Raw genomic sequence first — 15,889 nt, forward strand, 5'->3', positions numbered from 1 at the left:
GCCCGCATGACATTGATTTGCTCCCTTGATCTGGCTGGACCGGACGCGACCGCGCGTCTGGGGCAGGCGTTTGCCGACCTTCTTGAGCCAGGCGACGTGATGCTGCTTGAGGGACAGATCGGTGCGGGCAAAACGCATTTTGCCCGCGCGGCGATCACCGCGCGTCTGGCGCGGGTTGGTGCAGTCGAGGATATACCCTCGCCGACATTCACCCTGATCCAGACTTACGAGGCCGACTGTGAAATCTGGCACGCCGATCTTTACCGCCTGACCTACCCGGACGAAGTGCTTGAACTCGGGCTGGATGAGGCGTTCGAAGCGGCGATTTGCCTGATCGAATGGCCGGATCGCCTTGGGTCTCTGGTGCCCGAAGGGGCGCTGCGGCTTGGTTTTGAATTGCGTGACAATGGCGCGTCCCGCCATGTGGTGATTTCGGGCGGAGCGGACTGGGCTGTGCGTCTGGCAAGGGCCGGAATTTGCCATGACTGATCGCGCCTTGGAAATCGCCGGGTTTCTGGCTGTGGCCGGCTGGGGGCAGGCGGCCTGCGCGCCTCTGGCGGGCGATGCCTCGGCGCGGCGCTACGAGCGGCTGGCGATGGGGGCTAAAACCGCGGTTCTGATGGATGCGCCTGTTGGTGGCGATACTCCGCGGTTTGTCGGACTGGCCGAATGGCTGTCTGCCGAAGGGTATTCCGCGCCGCATATTCTGGCCGCCAGCCCCGAACGCGGCTTGCTGCTGCTGGAGGATCTGGGCGATGACCTGATCGCCACGCTGGTAGCGGCTGATCCCGCGCGTGAGGCGGGGCTTTATCGTGCGATAACGGATTTCCTGCTTGACCTGCACGCCCGTCCCGCGCCCGAGTTTCTTGCGCCTCTGGATGGGGATGGATTGGCGGAGCTGGTGACGCTGACGCCCGATTGGTATCCGGTGCTCTCGAAAGCCGCAGCCGAGGAAATCCCCGCTCTGATCGCGCAGCTTTATGACGCGCTGAACCATGAAGCCCCCGTCATGTGCCTGCGCGATTTCCACGCGCAGAATATCCTTTGGCTGCCTGCGCGCGAAGGCGTGGCGCGGCTCGGGCTTCTGGACTTTCAGGACGCCGTTGCGGCACATCCGGCCTATGATCTGGTCTCTGTCCTGCAAGATGCCCGCCGAGATGTCTCGGCCACGGTCGAACACGCCGAAATCAGGCACTATTCCAGCCAAAAAGGGCTGAATGAGGCCCGCTTCGAGGCGATCTACGCCCTGCTTGGGGCGCAGCGATCTTTGCGAATTCTGGGCATTTTTGCGCGGCTCAGTCTGGCTTTTGGCAAGGCTCATTACGTCGAGTTGATCCCCCGAAGCTGGCGCTATATCGAACGCAATCTTGCGCACCCGCGCCTGCGCCCTCTCGCAAATGCCGTTTTCTCCGCCTACCCTGCCCCCGATGAAACCCTTTTGCAGACACTCAAGGACCAATGCGGAACACGCCCCCTTCCCTGATGCTTTTTGCCGCCGGTTTCGGAACGCGCATGGCACCGCTGACGGACAGTCGCCCCAAGCCGCTGATCGAGGTCGCGGGCAAAGCGATGCTGGATCACGCGCTCGACATTGCGCGCGCGGCGGGGATCACGCGGATTGTTGTGAACGTGCACTATCTGGGTGAGCAGATTATCGCGCATCTGGAGGGTTCCGGCGTGATGATCTCGGACGAGAGGGGCGCGATTCTTGAAACCGGCGGCGGTTTACGCAAGGCGCTTGCGCTCTTGGGGGATGGGCCGGTTCTGACGATGAATACCGATGCGATCTGGCGCGGGCCGAACGTGATTTCGCAGCTTCTGGCCGCGTGGGAGCCTGCGCGCATGGATGCGCTTCTGGCGGTGGTGCCGCCGGAAAACACCCTTGGGCATCGCGGAACGGGGGACTTTACGCTTGACGATGGGGGGCGGATCACGCGGGGGGCGGGGTATGTCTATACCGGCGCGCAAATCCTGAATCCTGCTGGAATAGAGACTATTTCGGAGGAAGCATTCTCGCTGAACCTGCTTTGGGATCGGATGATTTCAGCCGGGCGCGCCTATGGCTCCGGCTATCAGGGGCGCTGGTGCGATGTGGGGCGGCCAGAAAGCATCGAACTGGCCGAAACCATGCTGCGGGGTGGGGCATGAGCGCGCCGCAAATCTTTGCCCTGCCGCCGGGGGTCGATTTCCCGAAGGAGCTTGTTGCGGGGCTTATCGCGCGCCAGAAGGGCCAGCCGCCCGAGGCAATGGCGCGGATTCGTCTCTATCTGAACTCCGGGCGGATGGTCCGGCGGGTGCAGCAGGAATTCGACCGCTTTGGCACGCTGATCTTGCCGCGGATTTCGCTGACTACCGACCTTGGCCAGATTTCGGATGTGCCTGCCGCGATCCCGCCGCTACGCAGGCGGCTTGAACTGGCGCAACTGGTTGAGGGATTCGTTGCGCGTCTGCCGGATTTCGAAGCTGCCGTAGGGATTTTCGGGCTGGCTGACAGCCTTGCCAAGCTGATGGCCGAGATGCAGAGCGAGGGTGTCAGCATCGACGACATCGAGGCGCTGGATGTCGATGAAACCCACGCCGAGCATTGGCGTGCAAGCCTTGGATTTATCCGCATTGTCGCGCGATATTTCGATCAAGGCGCCGATCTGGACTCCGACGCGCGCTATCGCAAGCTGGTCGAGGCGCTTGGCCAAAGATGGGCCGTGGAGCAGCCGGAGGAGAGTATCATCATCGCCGGCTCGACCGGATCACGCGGGACCACAGCGGATCTGATGCAGATCGTTGCGGCCTTGCCCAACGGGCAAATTGTGCTGCCAGGGTTCGATTTTTCTACGCCTCCGAGGGTCTGGAATAGTCTCGATTCCGGCGCAATACCGATCGAAGATCATCCGCAATATCGCTTCAGGGCGCTGTGTGAGCGGCTGAAAATTTCCCCGGCCGACATCGCCCCTTGGACGGCTGTCCGGCCTGTCGATCCGGCGCGCAACGCGCTGGTGTCGCTTGCGCTGCGGCCTGCGCCCGTCACCGATCAGTGGATGAGCGAAGGGCCGAAGCTGGGTGAGGTCGGACGGGCCTGCGAAGGGATAGCGTTGATCGAAGCGCCCGATCCGCGCAGTGAAGCCAATGCGATTGCGGTTGTGCTGCGCGATGCGCTGGAGCAGGGGCTTTCTGCGGCGTTGATCTCGCCCGACCGGCTGCTTACCCGCCGCGTGGCTGCGGCGCTGGACCGTTGGGGTATCCGCCCCGATGACAGTGCGGGCGAACCGCTGCACCAAACGGCTCCGGGGCGGTTGGTGCGCCATGTCGCCGCTGCGATGGGACGGCCTTTGACCATCGAGGCGCTGCTGATTTTGCTCAAGCATCCGCTGGTGGCGACGGGCTCGGCAATACGCGGTGACCACCTGCGCCTGACCCGCGATCTTGAGTTGCACCTGCGCCGCTATGGTCCTGCATTTCCGACACCCGCAGCGCTGACGAAATGGGCGGATAAGCGCCCTGAGGATCGGTCGGATTGGACTGCGTGGCTGGCCACGATCCTGCCCCTGTTCGACCAGCCCCCCATTGCGCCTCTCTCGGTGCATCTGGAAGCACAGCTTGACCTTGTTTCAAGGCTCTGTTCCGGCCCGAATGGCCAAATCGAGGCAAGTGAACTGTGGCTGGACGAGGGGGGCGCCGAGTGCCGTTCGATCATGCAGCAGTTACAAGACGAGGCGGGGTTCGGAGGCGAGATTTCGCTCTCGGATTTTGCGGATTTGTTGTCGCAGCTGCTGAAGGGCGGGATGGTCCGGCGTGCGCAGATTGTGCATCCGAAAATATCGATCCTCGGCACGCTGGAGGCGCGTGCGCAGGGGGCGGATCGCGTGATTCTTGCGGGTCTGAACGAGGGCGTCTGGCCTGCGGTGCCCGCGCCCGACCCTTGGCTTAGCCGGAAGATGCGTCTTGAGGCAGGGTTATTGTTGCCCGAGCGCCAGATCGGCCTTTCGGCGCATGATTTCCAGCAAGCGATTGCTGCACCCGGGGTGGTTTTATCGCGCGCGCGCCGTGATGCCGAGGCCGAGACGATCCCGTCACGCTGGCTGAACCGCATTACAAACCTGATCGCGGGCCTTAAGGCCAATGGCGGGGAAGAGGCGCTGAAAGACATGCGTGCGCGGGGAGATCGCTGGCTGGAGATGGCGCAGCGCCTGGAAGAGCGGCGCGAAGATGTGCCGCCCGCCAAACGCCCCTCGCCGCGCCCGCCGGTTGAGGCCCGCCCGCGCGAGCTTCCGGTGACGGCGATCAAGACGCTGATCCGCAACCCCTATGAGATTTACGCACAGCGGGTGCTGAGACTGCGCAAACTAGACCCTGTTCAGGCGCAACCTGATGCCAGGATGCGCGGCATGACGCTGCATAAGATTGTCGAGCTTTACGTTCGCGGGCAGCCCGAGGTCGAAGAACCTGCGGCGGGTGTTACACGTCTTATGGGCATTGCCGAGCACGTCTTGGCCGAGGACATTCCGTTTCCCAGTGCGCAGAGGCTTTGGCTCGCGCGGTTGCGCCGGATCGCGAATGTTTTCGTCGCGGGCGAAGCCGAGCGCCGCCACCGTGGCGCGCCGGTGATTGTCGAAGAAAAAGGCTCTGTTTCACTGCAAAACGCTAATTTTATCCTGACCGCCAAGCCCGACCGCATTGATATGTGTGACGATGGAACGGTGCAGATTTACGATTACAAATCCGGCCAGATACCGACCGATAAACAGATCGCGCATTACGACAAGCAGCTCTTGCTTGAGGCTGCGATGGCGGCGCGCGGGGCATTTTCACAGATCGGCCCGCGGGAGACCTCGGGGATGACCTATATCGGCCTTGGCGCTGACGCGAAGGTGCAAGCGGTCAATGAGACGCTTGAGACGGTCGAGCAGGCATGGGCAAAGCTCGGCAAGCTGATCGCGCGCTATTTCCAGCCCGAGCAGGGCTACACCGCGCGGCGCGCAATGATGAAAAGTTCTGACGCAAGCGACTATGACCACCTCTCGCGCCTTGGCGAATGGGAGCTTTCGGATCTTCCTGAGGGAGAGGAGGGGACATGATCGTGCCGGATCTCGCAACGCAAAGACAAAACGCGGCTGCTTCACCTGACGATTCGGTTTGGCTTTCGGCGAACGCCGGGTCGGGTAAGACCAAGGTTTTGACCGACCGCGTCGCGCGGCTGCTTTTGCGCGGAACAGAGCCGCAAAAGATCCTCTGCCTGACCTATACCAAGGCTGCCGCCGCCGAGATGCAGAACCGGCTTTTGCGACGTCTGGGCGAATGGGCAATGCTGCCCGAGCCCGAATTGCGGCGCGAATTGACCAAGCTTGGCATTGCGGACGAGACTCTGGATGCGACAACACTGGCCGAGGCGCGGCGTCTGTTTGCCAAGGCGATCGAGGCGCCGGGCGGGCTGAAGATCCAGACGATCCACTCGTTTTGCGCCTCGCTTCTACGCCGTTTTCCGCTTGAGGCAGGGGTGCCGCACGGGTTTTCCGAAATGGATGATCGCGCGGGACTTTTGTTGCGGCGTGATCTGCTGGAAGAGCTAGCATCAGGCCATAATAGAGACTGTTTTGATGGGCTGGCCGCCTATTATACCGGCTCAGAGATCGAGAGGTTTCTGGGTGAAATTATCTCGAATCGCGCCGCTTTTCCGCATGATCTGACCCGCGAGGCGGTGAACCAGACGCTTGGCGCGCCCGACCGGACAGTCGAAGATCTGGTCGCGCACACCCTGACGCGCGACGATCTGGACCTGCTTCACAGCCTTGTCGAAAAGCTTGCGCGCGGGAAATCCAGCGACATAAAGCTGGCTGCCAGCTTCGCTGCGGTTCAGACGGTGTCAGAGCAATCCTTGCGCCAGCTTGAGCAGGTTTTGCTCTATGGGGGTGGCGCGAAAAATCCGTTTGGACCCAAGCTGAACGCGCTTCCGACCAAGGACTTGCGCGAGTCTCTGGAGCCGTCTGTGGTTGACGCACTGAACGATCTGATGGAGCGCGTTGCCGAAGCCCGCGAGGCCCGCATTGCGCTGTTCGCTGCGGGTAAAACATGGGCGCTGCATCGCTTTGCCCAAGTGTTTTTGCCGCTGTATGCCGCGCGCAAGCGGGCGCGGGGCTGGCTTGATTTCGACGATCTGATCGAGCGCGCGGGGCAATTGTTGTCCAGCCCCTCGGTCGCGCAGTGGGTCTTGTTCCGGCTGGATGGCGGGATCGACCACATTCTGGTGGACGAGGCGCAGGATACCAGCCCCGGCCAGTGGCTTGTGATCGAAAAGCTGGCCGACGAATTCACCGCCGGAGAATCCGCGCGTCAGGCGCCTCGCACGATCTTTGTTGTGGGCGACCGCAAGCAGTCGATCTATTCGTTCCAAGGTGCCGATTTGCACCATTTTGAGGCGATGCAGAGCCATTTTTCTGCGAAATTTGCGGCGATTGACCGGCCGCTGCGGTCCGAGGCTTTGGAGCATTCCTTCCGCTCGTCGCCTGCGGTTTTGTCGGCGGTTGACCGGACGTTCACGCCCGATGTCGCGGGCGGGCTTGGTGGCGTGCCGACCCATCTGGCGTTTTTTGAACACGCGGGCCGCGTTGATCTGTGGCCGGTCGTTCCGAAAACCGATGCGCAAGAGCCGGAGGACTGGGAGACGCCCGTCGATTTGCAGGCCGAGCGCGCCGAGCATGTGATTCTGGCTCAGGCGATTGCCGAGGAAATCGCGGCGATGATCGCGCGCGGGGTGCAATTGCCCGAAAAGGACGGCTCGCGCCCTGTGCATGAGGGCGACTTTCTGATCCTCGTCCAGCGCCGGAAAGAGCTGTTCAACGAGATTATCCGGGCCTGCAAGGCGCGCGGTCTTGCGATTGCGGGGGCTGATAAGCTGGAGCTTGGGGCGGAGCTGGCGGTGCAGGATATTCGCTCGGTTCTGGCGTTTTTGGCGACGCCCGAGGACGATCTGGCCTTGGCCGAGGCGCTGCGCTCGCCTCTTCTGGGTTGGGATGAGGAGGAGCTTTTTGCCCTCGCGCAGCCCCGAAAAGGCTATTTATGGGAGGCGTTGCGCCATGACGAGGCGCATCCCGAAACCGTCGCGTTGTTGCAGGATTTGCGCAATAACGCCGACTATCTGCGACCCTATGACCTGATCGAACGCCTGTTGAACCGTCACGGCGGGCGCGAGAAACTTCTGGCGCGGCTTGGTCCCGAGGCCGAGGACGGTATCGACGAGCTGATCGCGCAAGCGCTGGCCTTCGAACAGAACGAAGTTCCAAGCCTGACCGGTTTCTTGGGATGGCTTGCGGCCGATAAGGTCGAGGTGAAACGGCAGCTTGAAAGTGGCGGGCGCGCGATCCGCGTGATGACGGTGCACGGCTCCAAGGGGCTTGAGGCTCCGATCGTGATTTTACCCGAGACCGCCAAGCGAAAGGGCGGTCATCGCGGTGAAATAGTGCCGCTTGAGGGCGAATTCGCCGTCTGGAAAACCGGCAAGGACGACTTGCCGCAGGTTGTGGGGGATCGGCTATCCGAGCTTCAGGATGCCCAGAACGAAGAGCGGATGCGGCTGTTGTATGTCGCTCTGACGCGGGCCGAAAAATGGCTGATTGTGGCCGGATCGGGGGATATTGGCGCGAATAAGGACAGTTGGTATCTGGCCTTCGATGCGGCGATCATGCCCGAAAAAACAGAGACTATTACGCCCTATTCCGCTGCTTTGGGTGAATTGGGGGCGGTGCGGCGCATGTCGTTCGGGGCGTGGCCCGCTGATCGGGTTTCTGATGAACACGCGCAGCCTGCTGCACAGGCGGATTTGCCCGATTGGCTGCGGCAGGCGGCCTCTTCGGCAGAGCGGGCCGAGAAGGTCTTGTCGCCGTCTGATCTGGGAGGGGCGAAGGCTCTGCCTGGCGAGAACGCCTATCTTGACCCCGAGGCTGCGATGCGGCGCGGGACGCTATTACACCAGCTGCTTGAACACCTTCCCGACTACCCGGAAGCCGAGTGGCCGCTGATGGCCATGCCGATCCTGCAAGCAAGCGAATTTCGGGTCGATTCAGCCGAAACAGAGACGCTTTTGATCGAGGCGCGGCGGGTTCTGTCATCTGCTGCGATGGCGGGGTTCCTTGTGCCCGAGGCGCTGGCCGAGGTTCCAATCACGGCCTCTTTGCCCGAACTGGATGGCGCGCGTATTCATGGAACCATCGACCGGATGGTCGTCACGCCGACCACGATTAAGGTTCTCGACTACAAGTCGAACGCGACCGTTCCGCCAAGCGCCGATCAGGTGCCCTTGGGGATCATCCGCCAGATGGCCGCCTATCGCGCCGCCTTGCGCCAGATCTACCCGGCCCATCAGATCGAATGTTCGATCCTGTGGACGGCGGATGCCTCGCGCACTCTGCTCACAGAAGCACAGCTAGATGTGGCGCTATGCGCGGATACTGCATCTTGACGCCCCACGGGGCGCGCCCTAGGTTCTTGCCCAACCAATTCCTCAGGAGAGCACCATGGCTACCGTCGCTGTCACCGATGCCACTTTCAACGAAGAAGTGCGCAACTCCCCGATTCCCGTTGTTGTCGATTTCTGGGCCGAATGGTGTGGCCCCTGCCGCCAGATCGGCCCGGCACTTGAAGAAATCTCGAACGAGATGGCCGGCAAGGTGAAAATCGTCAAAATCAACGTTGATGAAAACCCTGAAAGCCCCGCAGTTCTGGGCGTTCGCGGTATTCCGGCGCTGTTCCTGTTCAAAGGCGGCGAGGTTGTCTCGAACAAGGTTGGCGCTGCACCGAAAGCCGCGCTGCAAAGCTGGATCAACGACGCGATCTGATCTTTGCGTGAAAGCATTGGGAACGGGGCGCCTTCGGGCGCCCTTTTCTGTTTGGCGTGCGGGGCTTGTGTCACACCTGCGCGCGGCCCATATAGTTTTGGCAAAACGGACAGGAAGGCGGCTATGGCTGAAGACAAGTTTCCCGGTTGGCACGGAACCACGATTATCGGTGTGCGCAAAGGCGGCAAGGTTGTTGTTGCGGGCGACGGGCAGGTGAGCCTTGGTCAGACTGTCATCAAGGGCACCGCGCGCAAGGTGCGCCGCCTGACGCCGGGCGGGCATGATGTGGTCGCCGGGTTTGCGGGATCGACGGCGGACGCCTTTACCTTGCTTGAACGGCTGGAGAAAAAGCTGGAGGCCGCGCCCGGGCAACTCGCCCGCGCCTGCGTCGAGCTGGCGAAAGATTGGCGGATGGATAAATACCTGCGCAATCTTGAGGCGATGCTGATTGTGACCGACGGTAAAGATCTGTTCGTGCTGACCGGCGCGGGCGATGTGCTTGAGCCGGAGCACGATATCGCGGCTATCGGGTCGGGTGGGAATTATGCCCTCGCGGCAGCGCGCGGGCTGATGGAAACCGATCTCGACGCCGAGGCCGTTGCGCGCAAAGCCATGGCGATTGCAGCCGATATTTGCGTCTATACGAACGGCAATCTGACCGTCGAAACCATCGACGCCTGAGAAGTGGAGCGACCCCAATGACCAATCTCACGCCCCGCGAAATCGTTTCCGAGCTTGATCGCTTTATCATCGGCCAGAAAGACGCCAAACGCGCCGTTGCGGTAGCTTTGCGCAACCGCTGGCGGCGCAAGCAGCTGCCCGACGATCTGCGCGAAGAGGTTTATCCCAAGAATATTCTGATGATCGGTCCGACCGGCGTTGGCAAGACCGAGATTTCGCGCCGTCTGGCGAAGCTTGCGAAAGCGCCGTTCATCAAGGTCGAGGCGACGAAGTTTACCGAGGTTGGCTATGTCGGCCGCGATGTCGAACAGATCATCCGTGACCTGACCGATGCTGCCATGATCGAAACGCGTGAGCGGATGCGCGAGGATGTGAAGGCCCGTGCCCACCGCGCCGCAGAAGACCGCGTGATTGAGGCGCTGGCGGGTAAAGACGCCCGTGAAGGCACCAAGGATATGTTCCGTGCCAAGCTGAAATCAGGCGAGCTGGACAGCAAAGAGATCGAGCTGGAAGTCTCAGATGCGCCCCAATCTGGCCCGATGATGGGTATGGGTGGGCCGGGCATGGAGATGCAGCTTCAGGGGATTGAAGAGCTGTTCAAGGCGTTCGGGGGCCGCAAAACGCGCCGCAAGATGACTGTGGCCGAAAGCTATGAGATTTTGATCTCGGAAGAGGCTGACAAGCTTTTGGACGACGAGGCCGTCAAGGCCGCGGCGCTGGAAGCGGTGCAAGAGGCAGGGATAGTTTTCATCGACGAGATCGACAAGGTGGCCGCGCGCGCGGAAACCCGCGGGGCGGATGTCAGCCGCGAGGGCGTGCAGCGCGACCTGCTGCCACTGATCGAAGGCACGACCGTTAGCACGAAATACGGGCCGGTAAAGACCGACCACATCCTGTTCATCGCTTCGGGTGCGTTCCATATCGCGAAACCCTCGGATCTGTTGCCAGAGCTTCAGGGCCGTTTGCCGATCCGCGTCGAGCTTCAGGCGCTGACCGAAGAGGATTTCACGCGCATCCTGTCGGAGACCGACAATGCGCTGACCCTGCAATATACCGCGCTTATGGCGACCGAAGAGGTAACGGTCAGCTTTACCCAAGACGGCATTGCGGCGCTTGCTAAAATCGCGGCCGAGGTGAACCGTAGCGTCGAAAACATCGGGGCGCGGCGGCTTTACACCGTGCTGGAACGGGTGTTCGAAGAGCTGTCGTTCACCGCGCCGGACCGTTCGGGCGAGGCGATCACGGTGGATGCGGCATTTGTCGAGACGCATCTGGGCGAACTGTCGCGCTCGGCCGATCTAAGCCGCTACGTTCTTTAAATCTGCGGTCGGGAAGTTAGGGCAGGTGCGCTATTCTGCCCAAGATGACCGGACCGGAGGCTCTATGCTGTTGCGATTTCTGATTGTGGTTGTTTTGTTGCTTCCGGCTTGTGCGCCGCGAGGCAAGCTGGTGATGGCGCCCGCTGATGTGGCCGCAAGCCGCGCGGTTTTCGTGGCGACCACGCGCGCCGAAAGCGAGACCGAGCTTTTCGGCTCCGCACGGCAGCAAGGTCTTACCCGCGCGCGTTTTGATATTGCTGTGCCACCGGATCGGGCGCCCGGAGAGATCTCTTACCCGACAACCATTAGCGCCCCGAACCCGCGCAAGGATTTTCTGGTTGCGGGCCAGAAAACCTATCCGGAAAAGGCTCTGTTTCGCCGTGATTTGCAGAAATCCTTGGCGCGGAATGACGGCGAAGCGGTGGTCTTTGTCCATGGCTACAACATGAACTTTGCCGAAGGTCTGTATCGGGTGGCGCAGCTTGGCACCGATTTCAACCTGCCGGGCGTTCTGGTGCATTATTCATGGCCCTCGAAGGCGCATGTCCTGGGCTATGCCTATGATCGGGACTCGGCTCTTTTTGCGCGCGACGGGTTTGCGACCCTGCTGAAAGAGCTGCGTGCGTCTGGTGCACGGCGGATCATTATTGTCGGGCACTCGATGGGCGCGGCGCTGACGATGGAAACGCTGCGACAGCTGCGGATTTCAGGCGATTCAGAGACGATTTCGCGCATCGCGGCGGTGGTTTTGATTTCGCCGGATATTGACATTGATCTGTTCCGCTCGCAGGCGGCCAAGATCGCCCCTCTGCCGCAGCCTTTCATCATTTTCACCTCGAAAAAGGATCTGGCGCTGCGTCTGTCCGCGCGGATTTCCGGCGAGACCGACCGACTTGGATCGCTTGACGACGTGGGGCGGCTGGCGGACCTAAGCGTGACGGTGATTGATACAGCAGCCTTCAGCACGGGAGGCGGCCATTTCAACGTGGGCGATTCGCCTGCGCTAATTGCCCTTTTGCAGACGACGGGGCAGGTGGCAGCGGTTCTGGAGGGCGAGCAAAACGCCCATCCCGATCTGGCCGCGGGAGTCGTGCTGACCGTCCGCAATGCGACGCAGATCGTTCTTGCGCCGCTTGGCGGTTAGCGGGGGCGGCGCAGGTAGACGTAATATGCGCCTGCGCCGCCGTGTTTCAGATGCGCCTGCGACACCTGCATGACCACCGCGCCAAGCGGCGGCATCCGCAACCATTGCGGCACCTGATGGCGCAAGACGCCCTGGCGCTGCGGGATCGGGCCTTCGTCAAAGCCGCGCTTGCCTTTGCCGGTAATCACCAGAACCAGCCTGCACCCGCGATCATGGGATGACAGGATAAAGCGCGTCATCGCGGGATGCGCCTGCGCAAGCGTCATGCCGTGCAGGTCGATCCGGGCCTCCGGCTCCAGCTTGCCGCGGGTCATATTGCGATGCGCCTTGCGGTCCATCAGCACGGGCTGGCGCTCTAGCCCTTCGGCGATGGAGGGGGCCAGATCGTGCCGGAAAGCATAGTCCGGCGCGGATTGCCCGATGCGGAAATCGCGCACGTCGGGGCGGGCTTTCTTGGGGGTGATCTCGGGCGCAGGGGTCGGGAGCGTTTCGGCATGGTTGCGCTTTTCGGGCCGCAAAGACCGCGCCGAGGCGGCAACTTTCGACCAAAGCTCCCGCTCTTCGGGGCTGAGTTTGCGGCGTCGGCTCATGTGCGCCTCCGCAACAGCACCATCCGCCCGCGCGCGTTCAGCGCGCCTGCGGCTATGCCCGCCGCATCGCCCGTGCCGAAAAACAGGTCGCCCCGCCCTGCGCCCTTGATGGCCGAGCCGATGTCTTGCGCGATGACCAGCCGTCCGCCGGTTTCCGGGGTTTCAATCCAGACGGGACTGCCTAGCGGAATAATCGCGGGATCAACGGCAAGCGACCGGCCTGCGGTGACGGGCCGCCCCATCGCGCCCAAAGGCCCGCTGTCTTGCGCAATATCCAGCGGTTTGAAGAACACGAAAGACGGGTTGGTGTTCAAAAGCGCCTGCTCGTCATCGGGGTTTTCGGCGCACCATTGGCGTATTCGTGCGGGCGTCATGTCCGTCGCTGGCGCGACACCGCGCGCGACCAGTTCCCTGCCGATCGAGGCATAGGGATGCCCGTTCTTGCCCGCAAACCCAAGGCGGAGTGAGTCGCCCTCGGCCAGTCGCACGCGGATGGAGCCTTGAACCTGTGCCAGAAACGCCTCGATCGCGGTTTCAAGATAGACCAGTTCCAGCCCGTTCAGAAGGTCACGCGCCACGATCTCGGCGCGGCTGAACCAAGGCAAATCAGGCTCTATTCCAGCGGGAAGTGCATAAAGCGCGTGGGAAAACCGATCCGATTTCTGGCGTGATCCGCTGACCTCGGGTTCGTAATATCCGGTCAGATGGGCGTCGCCTGTGGCGGCAACCTCGACAGGTTCGAAATATGTTTCAAAAAACGCCTTAGCCGCCTCGGTGCCCGCGTTTAGGCCGAACAGGTCTTCGGAAACGCGAAACGCCGCCAAAGCGGCGGCGTGGTCGTCGGCCCTCCAGCCGGGAAGGTCTGGCCAGTCGAGCACCCGCACGCGATCAGCCGCCTGTCGCGACGAGCTGCCAGTTCGGGTCCGAGACCCCCATGCGGCGCGCGAAGGTCCAGACGTCGCGTTGCTTGCGCGGCGCTTTCGGGTCGCCCTCGACCACCTCGCCGGATGCGTCGCGCGCGACCGAGATCAGCTCGGCGCCAAAACGCACCGTGATTTCCGCCTCGCCCGAGGGGCGGTCGAACTCGGCCTCTTGCAGCACCATTTCGCGCAGGCCCAAAAACTCGGCCTCGACGGAAAGCCCCTTTTCCTCACGCGCGGCGACGGCGGCCTCGAATGCCTCGCGCACATCGTCAGCAAGGAAAGGCTTTACCTTGGACAGATCGCCGGTCTCAAACGCCATCACGATCATCTCATAGGCACCGCGAGCGCCTTTCAGGAACTCGGACACCTGGAACGACGGCTCAACCGATTTCATCGCAGCCAGCGCCGTGGCCTGTTGCGAGCCTTCGGGCACATTGTCGATGATGTCATGATCCGGTCCACCCTCGATCACATCGAAATTGCGCCGCTCCGCGATTTGGGGCTGGTCCTCGGGCAGATCGGGGCGTTCAAATCCCTCACGGGTGCCAAGCACGTTTTTCAGACGCAAAATCAGGAAGATCGCGATCCCCGCGAGAACAATCAGCTGGATGATGGCACTGGACATTCGGAGACCTTTGATCGGGTAGGTTGGTATTTTGACTGTCCTCACTTATGTAGGGCAGGGGCGCGTTCAAGTCCACCGGCGCCCGACAGATGATGAATTAATCCGAAAGACCGAAAATGTGGTTATTTCTGGCCTTTGTGCTTGTCCCTCTGATCGAGATCGGCCTGTTCATTCAGGTCGGCGGGTTGATCGGCCTGTGGCCGACGTTGGGTCTGGTTCTGCTGACGGCCTTTGTCGGCATGAGCCTGATGCGCTCGCAAGGGGCGCAGGCGCTGAATGATCTGCGCGGTTCGATGGCGCGGCTTGATGATCCGACAAAGCCTTTGGCGCATGGGGCGATGATCCTGTTTGCGGGCGCTTTGCTGCTGACGCCCGGCTTTTTTACCGACGCGACGGGGATTGCGCTGCTGATCCCGGCGGTGCGCGAGGCGGTGCTGAAATACCTGTCGCGGCGCGTGCGGATGCAAAGCTTTACCATGGGGTCAATGCATCAGCGCCCCCCGCACCAGCGCCCGCATGATCCGCAAATCATCGACGCGGATGAGATTGACGACGATTCCCGCCCGACGCCCGGCAACTCGGGCTGGACTCGCCATTGAGGCAGGCGGCGCAGGGTGCTACACCCTTGCGCAAACACATACCGGAGAAACACATGACCGAAGAAGCCAATGGCGCAGCCCCCGCGCAGCCGCAACTGAACATGAAGATCCTTGCGCAGTTCGTCCGCGATATGTCGTTCGAGAATGCGGTTGCCCTGAAGGGTCTGCAAGCCGGCGAAGTCGCACCGGAAATGCAGGTTCAGGTAAGCCTTGATGCGCGCAAGCGTCCGGCTGACAACCAGTATGAAGTGATGACCAAGTTCAAGATCATCGCTAACAACACCGCGACCAGCTCGCCGCTCTATATTCTAGAGCTGGACTACGGCGGCATCTTCCACATCGAAGGTGTGCCGGAAGAGCAGATGCACCCCTTCCTGCTGATCGAGTGCCCGCGCCAGCTGTTCCCCTTCGTGCGCCGCATCGTTTCGGATGTGACGCGTGACGGCGGTTTCCCGCCCTTCAACCTCGATATGGTTGATTTCGTAGCTCTGTATCGCGCCGAGCTGGCCCGTCGCGCCGAAGCACAGGCAGCAGAGGCTCCGCAGGCCTGATCCGCGCCCCCGCGTCATGCTGCCTCAGAGGCAAGCTGACCAAGTGACCGCGCCGCCGCAGCCTGTCAGACTGTGGCGGCGCCTTTATGAGATGTCCTGCGTATGAGCACCCTGATCCCCGCATGGGTCGATGGCCAACTGACCCCCGTTGACAAGCTGGAGGCGCACCGCCTTGGCCTGCGCCACAAGGCGATCTCGATTTTCGTTGTCGACGGCGAGAAGACGCTTTTGCAACGCCGCGCGGATGGCAAATATCACTCGGGGGGGCTGTGGTCGAATAGCTGCTGCACCCATCCTGACTGGGGGGAGCCGCCCGAGCAATGCGCGCTGCGCAGGCTGCGCGAGGAACTGGGGATTACGGGGATCTATCCGGCCCATACAGACCGCATCGAATACCGCGCCGATGTCGGAAATGGTCTGATCGAGCACGAGCTTGTCGACATCTACATCGCCTATGCCCGCCCCGATATGACGCTCGACCCCGCGCCCGAAGAAGTGTCAGAGGTCAAATGGATCGGCCTCTATGATCTGGTGGCGGATGTGCAGCGCCACCCCGAAAAATACTCGAAATGGCTGGCGATTTACCTGTCGTCGCATCTGGATCGTATTTTCGGGACGCTGATCCGCTAGGC

At 61.9% G+C, this 15,889-nt stretch carries 15 protein-coding genes; 12 read left to right on the forward strand and 3 right to left on the reverse strand.

The annotated features are described in order from the left end of the window. Positions 1 to 6 precede the first annotated feature (6 nt). The 9 genes from tsaE (at position 7) to RYZ20_RS07075 (ending at position 11,969) form a co-directional block, all read left to right on the forward strand. A complete protein-coding gene (gene tsaE, locus RYZ20_RS07035) occupies positions 7 to 489 on the forward strand; it encodes a tRNA (adenosine(37)-N6)-threonylcarbamoyltransferase complex ATPase subunit type 1 TsaE (protein ID WP_317671831.1) in 483 nt (160 codons plus the stop codon). Continuing rightward, positions 482 to 1,483: an aminoglycoside phosphotransferase family protein gene (locus RYZ20_RS07040; protein ID WP_317671833.1), complete on the forward strand. Its 1,002-nt coding sequence runs from the start codon at positions 482 to 484 to the stop codon at positions 1,481 to 1,483. The genes tsaE and RYZ20_RS07040 overlap by 8 nt, the downstream gene beginning before the upstream one ends. Next, positions 1,459 to 2,148, forward strand: coding sequence for a nucleotidyltransferase family protein (locus RYZ20_RS07045; protein WP_317671835.1), 690 nt, complete (start codon positions 1,459 to 1,461; stop codon positions 2,146 to 2,148). The genes RYZ20_RS07040 and RYZ20_RS07045 overlap by 25 nt, the downstream gene beginning before the upstream one ends. Then, entirely contained in the window at positions 2,145 to 5,072 is a 2,928-nt protein-coding gene (addB, locus tag RYZ20_RS07050) for a double-strand break repair protein AddB (RefSeq protein WP_317671837.1), read from the forward strand. Before RYZ20_RS07045 ends, addB begins: the two co-directional genes overlap by 4 nt. Next, on the forward strand, positions 5,069 to 8,449 hold the full coding sequence (gene addA, locus RYZ20_RS07055; RefSeq protein WP_317671839.1) for a double-strand break repair helicase AddA: 3,381 nt from the start codon (positions 5,069 to 5,071) through the stop codon (positions 8,447 to 8,449). The genes addB and addA overlap by 4 nt, the downstream gene beginning before the upstream one ends. Before the next feature lie 55 nt (positions 8,450 to 8,504). Continuing rightward, positions 8,505 to 8,825 carry a thioredoxin gene (trxA, locus tag RYZ20_RS07060; protein WP_317671841.1) on the forward strand — a complete coding sequence of 107 codons (321 nt, stop codon included), beginning with the start codon at positions 8,505 to 8,507 and terminating at the stop codon, positions 8,823 to 8,825. A gap of 123 nt (positions 8,826 to 8,948) precedes the next feature. After that, on the forward strand, positions 8,949 to 9,506 hold the full coding sequence (gene hslV, locus RYZ20_RS07065; RefSeq protein ID WP_317671843.1) for an ATP-dependent protease subunit HslV: 558 nt from the start codon (positions 8,949 to 8,951) through the stop codon (positions 9,504 to 9,506). Between the two features lie 17 nt (positions 9,507 to 9,523). Beyond that, positions 9,524 to 10,825, forward strand: coding sequence for an ATP-dependent protease ATPase subunit HslU (hslU, locus tag RYZ20_RS07070; protein ID WP_317671845.1), 1,302 nt, complete (start codon positions 9,524 to 9,526; stop codon positions 10,823 to 10,825). Between the two features lie 64 nt (positions 10,826 to 10,889). Then, on the forward strand, positions 10,890 to 11,969 hold the full coding sequence (locus RYZ20_RS07075; protein WP_317671847.1) for an alpha/beta hydrolase: 1,080 nt from the start codon (positions 10,890 to 10,892) through the stop codon (positions 11,967 to 11,969). Here the strand turns inward: RYZ20_RS07075 and RYZ20_RS07080 are convergent. The 3 genes from RYZ20_RS07080 to RYZ20_RS07090 are packed head-to-tail and all read right to left on the reverse strand — an operon-like array spanning position 11,966 to position 14,107. Continuing rightward, positions 11,966 to 12,559 carry a Smr/MutS family protein gene (locus RYZ20_RS07080; RefSeq protein WP_317671849.1) on the reverse strand — a complete coding sequence of 198 codons (594 nt, stop codon included), beginning with the start codon at positions 12,557 to 12,559 and terminating at the stop codon, positions 11,966 to 11,968. The genes RYZ20_RS07075 and RYZ20_RS07080 overlap by 4 nt on opposite strands. Continuing rightward, the gene (locus RYZ20_RS07085) at positions 12,556 to 13,443 is read right to left on the reverse strand and encodes an MltA domain-containing protein (protein ID WP_317671851.1); all 888 of its coding nucleotides are present in this window, start codon (positions 13,441 to 13,443) and stop codon (positions 12,556 to 12,558) included. Before RYZ20_RS07085 ends, RYZ20_RS07080 begins: the two co-directional genes overlap by 4 nt. A gap of 4 nt (positions 13,444 to 13,447) precedes the next feature. After that, the gene (locus tag RYZ20_RS07090) at positions 13,448 to 14,107 is read right to left on the reverse strand and encodes a Tim44/TimA family putative adaptor protein (RefSeq protein WP_317671853.1); all 660 of its coding nucleotides are present in this window, start codon (positions 14,105 to 14,107) and stop codon (positions 13,448 to 13,450) included. Positions 14,108 to 14,223: 116 nt separating this feature from the next. On the opposite strand from RYZ20_RS07090, the gene RYZ20_RS07095 reads away from it, so the two are divergent. The 3 genes from RYZ20_RS07095 (at position 14,224) to RYZ20_RS07105 (ending at position 15,887) form a co-directional block, all read left to right on the forward strand. Next, complete coding sequence (locus RYZ20_RS07095; protein ID WP_317671855.1) at positions 14,224 to 14,706, forward strand: FxsA family protein; 483 nt, start codon at positions 14,224 to 14,226, stop codon at positions 14,704 to 14,706. A gap of 53 nt (positions 14,707 to 14,759) precedes the next feature. Beyond that, entirely contained in the window at positions 14,760 to 15,257 is a 498-nt protein-coding gene (gene secB, locus RYZ20_RS07100; RefSeq protein ID WP_317671857.1) for a protein-export chaperone SecB, read from the forward strand. Positions 15,258 to 15,359: 102 nt separating this feature from the next. Beyond that, positions 15,360 to 15,887 carry an isopentenyl-diphosphate Delta-isomerase gene (locus RYZ20_RS07105; RefSeq protein WP_317671859.1) on the forward strand — a complete coding sequence of 176 codons (528 nt, stop codon included), beginning with the start codon at positions 15,360 to 15,362 and terminating at the stop codon, positions 15,885 to 15,887. The last annotated feature ends 2 nt before the right edge of the window (positions 15,888 to 15,889 follow it).

Origin of the sequence: Pseudothioclava alba (assembly GCF_033100795.1) — a bacterium.
Taxonomy (GTDB): domain Bacteria; phylum Pseudomonadota; class Alphaproteobacteria; order Rhodobacterales; family Rhodobacteraceae; genus Pseudothioclava.